The 3,083-nt window shown below is 71.8% G+C and carries 4 protein-coding genes and 1 pseudogene; 4 read left to right on the top strand and 1 reads right to left on the bottom strand.

Annotated elements, in window-relative coordinates; all coding sequences use genetic code 11:
- Window positions 1-119, top strand: a pseudogene (locus A612_RS02245) (dUTP diphosphatase); the annotation flags it as partial.
- Window positions 120-298: 179 nt separating this feature from the next.
- Window positions 299-787, top strand: a complete 489-nt coding sequence (locus tag A612_RS02250) for an outer membrane lipoprotein (RefSeq protein ID WP_019372984.1) — start codon at window positions 299-301, stop codon at window positions 785-787.
- A gap of 38 nt (window positions 788-825) precedes the next feature.
- On the opposite strand, the gene A612_RS02255 is transcribed toward A612_RS02250, so the two are convergent.
- On the bottom strand, window positions 826-1,350 hold the full coding sequence (locus A612_RS02255) for an FKBP-type peptidyl-prolyl cis-trans isomerase (RefSeq protein WP_019372985.1): 525 nt from the start codon (window positions 1,348-1,350) through the stop codon (window positions 826-828).
- Window positions 1,351-1,419: 69 nt separating this feature from the next.
- Between A612_RS02255 and A612_RS02260 the strand changes: the two genes are divergently transcribed.
- Both A612_RS02260 and A612_RS02265 read left to right on the top strand, forming a co-directional pair.
- Entirely contained in the window at window positions 1,420-2,547 is a 1,128-nt protein-coding gene (locus A612_RS02260) for a JmjC domain-containing protein (RefSeq protein ID WP_019372986.1), read from the top strand.
- A gap of 78 nt (window positions 2,548-2,625) precedes the next feature.
- Window positions 2,626-3,083: hypothetical protein (locus A612_RS02265; RefSeq protein ID WP_040435705.1), on the top strand; the 458-nt coding region annotated here is incomplete at its 3' end.

Genomic DNA, 3,083 nt, shown 5'->3' on the forward strand with positions numbered 1-3,083 from the left:
TGGAGCGGCTGGCGCAGCTGGTGATCGTGCCGGTGGTGCAGGCGTCGTTTCGCGTGGTCGACGAATTCCCGCCGTCCTCGCGCGGCGCGGGCGGCTACGGCTCGACCGGCACGCGCTGAGCGGGCGGCCCTGCGCCACCCTTCCTGTCAGCGCCCGCCTACCGCCATCCGGTGGGCGCAACTACAGCCAGCGCGGCCCTTGCCCGGCCTGGGGAGGGCGCGGGCGCGTGGTGCAATCGGCACCGGTGGCGCGGCGTTCGCCGTGCCTGTGCCTTTCCCTCGCTTGCAGGAGTGATGCCATGCCCAAGTTTTCTCGTTTTGCCTCCGTGGCCGGTGCCGTCGCGCTGGCGGGCACGCTGGCAGCGTGCGCCGATGCGCCGCGCTATTCCGATCGTCCCTACTATTCCGGACAGCCGTCGACGACCTACCCCAGCTACGACGAGCGCGTGACCGAATTCGGCACGGTTTCGCACATCGAGGGGCTGCACGCCCGCAACCGCACCAGCGGCGCGGGCGCCATCCTCGGAGCGGTGGTCGGGGGCGTGCTGGGCAACCAGGTCGGTGGCGGCAGCGGCCGCGCAGCCGCCACCGCCATCGGTGCCGTGGGCGGGGCGGTGGCAGGCAACGCCATCGAGTCGCGCAGCGGCGAGCGCTCCGACCAGGAAGGCTACCGCATCGTGATTCGCCTGGACCGGGGCGGCGAGCGCGTGTATGAGGTGCCTCACCCCGGCGACCTGCGCCCGGGCGACCGCGTGCGCATGTACGCCGGGCAGATTTCGCGCATCTGAGCGCCCGGGCCGGCAGTGGCCTCGCGGGCCGGCGCGGATCAGTGCAGGCTGCTGCCGCCAGGCGCCACGGGCTGGACGCGGAAAAAGCCCGTGCCGGCCGAGCCGCGGCCGATCTCTTCCTCGGTGGCCTCGCGCACGGCGTGCACCTTCAGCTCCAGGCGCAGCGCCATGCCCGCCAGGGGATGGTTGGCATCGAGCACCACGTGCTCGGGGTAGATCTGGGCGACGGTATAGAGGCCCTCGCGCGGCGCCTCGGCGCTCACGCCCTGCGGCAGCGCGCTGCCGTCGAAGCTCATGCCTTCCTCGAGCTCCGCGGGGAACAGATGGCGCGGCTCCAGGAAGATCAGTTGACCGTCGTAGTCCCCGAACGCCTCCTCGGGCTCCAGGTGCAGCGACAGCTCGGCTCCGGGGCCGTGGCCCTGGAGGGCCTGCTCGATGCGCGCCAGCAGGTCGTCGCCGCCGACCAGGAATTCCACCGGGTCGTCGAGCACGTCCAGCTCCTCGCCCAGGGTGTCGCTGAGCTTCCAGGTCAGCGCGACCACGCATTGTTCTGTGATTTCCATAGGACAATTGTCGCAGTTCCGCCCTTGTCTGCCCTCCTTTTTTGCAGCCGCCACCGCGGCGCAGTGCCCATGGACACCACCCAACCCCTGCCCCTGCTCGGTGGACTGAGCGCCCAGCAGTTCATGCGCCGCCACTGGCACAAGAGGCCTTTGCTGGTGCGCCAGGCCATCCCTGGCCTGCGCCCGCCCGTGGCGCGTGCGGCGCTGCTGCGGATGGCTGCCAGCGACGCGGTCGAGTCGCGCCTCGTGCAGCACGCGGATGGCAAGTGGTTGCTGCGCCATGGCCCCTTCGCGCGCCGGGCGCTGCCTTCCCTGCAGACGCGCGAGTGGACGCTGCTGGTGCAGGGGGTGGACCTGCATGACCCGGCTGCCCACGCGCTGCTGCAGCAATTCCGTTTCGTGCCGGATGCGCGCCTGGATGACCTGATGATCAGCTACGCCACCGACGGGGGCGGCGTCGGGCCGCACTTTGACAGCTACGACGTGTTCCTGCTGCAGGTGCACGGTCGGCGCCGCTGGCGGATCGGGCGGCAGAAGGATCTGAGCCTGGTGGAGGGGCTGCCGCTGAAGATCCTGGCGAACTTCGAGCCCGAGGAGGAGCACGTGCTGGAGCCGGGCGACCTGCTGTACTTGCCCCCGCGCTGGGCGCACGATGGCGTGGCCGAGGGCGAATGCATGACCTGCTCGATCGGCTTTCGCTCGCCCGACCGTGCCGGGCTGGCGCACGAGGTGCTGGTGCGCCTCGCGGACGCCGTCGCGCAGGAGGAGGACCCGGCCCTCTACCGCGACCCGGCGCAGCCGGCCACCGCCACCCCCGGGGCGGTGCCTGAGGGCCTGCAGGCTTTCGCGCGCCAGGCGGTCGAGCGCGCGCTCGCGGCACCGCACGCCCTGGAGCGGGCGCTGGGCGAGGCCCTGACCGAGCCCAAGCCCAACGTCTGGTTCGAGCCGGGGGCGAAGGCAGGGATGATGGAGGCGATCGTGCTGGATCCGCGCACCCGCATGATGTATGACGCGCGCCACGTGTTCATCAATGGCGAGAGCTACCGCGCGGCAGGGCGCGATGCCGCCCTCATGCGCCGCCTGGCGGATGCGCGGGCACTGGCGCCGCACGAGCTGGCGCGGGCGAGCGACGAGGCGCTGGAGCTGTTGTCGGAGTGGTGCGATGCGGGCTGGGCCCACCCGCGGCAGGCCCATTGAGCGATCGAGACAGGTCAATGGAAAAGCGCCCCTTTCCACGCATCCAGGACGCCCGCCGTGCGCGATGAGGCCGCCCCCGTGCCGCCGCCCCGTCTGCCCGAGGGGCGCTTCAGCGGGCGCGAGGCTTTCCGCCAGCTGGTGCGCGACGCCCTGGCCGCGGCGGCGCGCGAAGGCTGGAGCGAGCTGGTCCTGAGCGACGCCAGCTTCGTCGACTGGCCGCTGGGCGAGCGGGCGGTGGTCGAGACGCTGCAGCAATGGGCACGCGCCGGACGGCGCTGCACGTTGCTGGCCCTGGATTTCGACGAGGTCGTGCGGCGCCAGCCGCGCTTTGTCCAATGGCGGCGCCAGTGGGATCACCTCATCGGCTGCCACAAGGCGGACACACGCGATCCCCTGGCGCTGCCCAGCGTGCTGTGGTCGCCCGGTTGGGTGCTGCGCCGGCTCGACCCGCTGCGCAGCAACGGTGTCTCCAGTTTCGATGGGGCACAGTGCACCTTGGCGCGCGAGCAGCTCGCCGAGTGGCTCCCGCGCAGAAG

This window comes from Melaminivora alkalimesophila (assembly GCF_000282995.1).
Taxonomy (GTDB): Bacteria; Pseudomonadota; Gammaproteobacteria; order Burkholderiales; family Burkholderiaceae_C; genus Melaminivora; species Melaminivora alkalimesophila.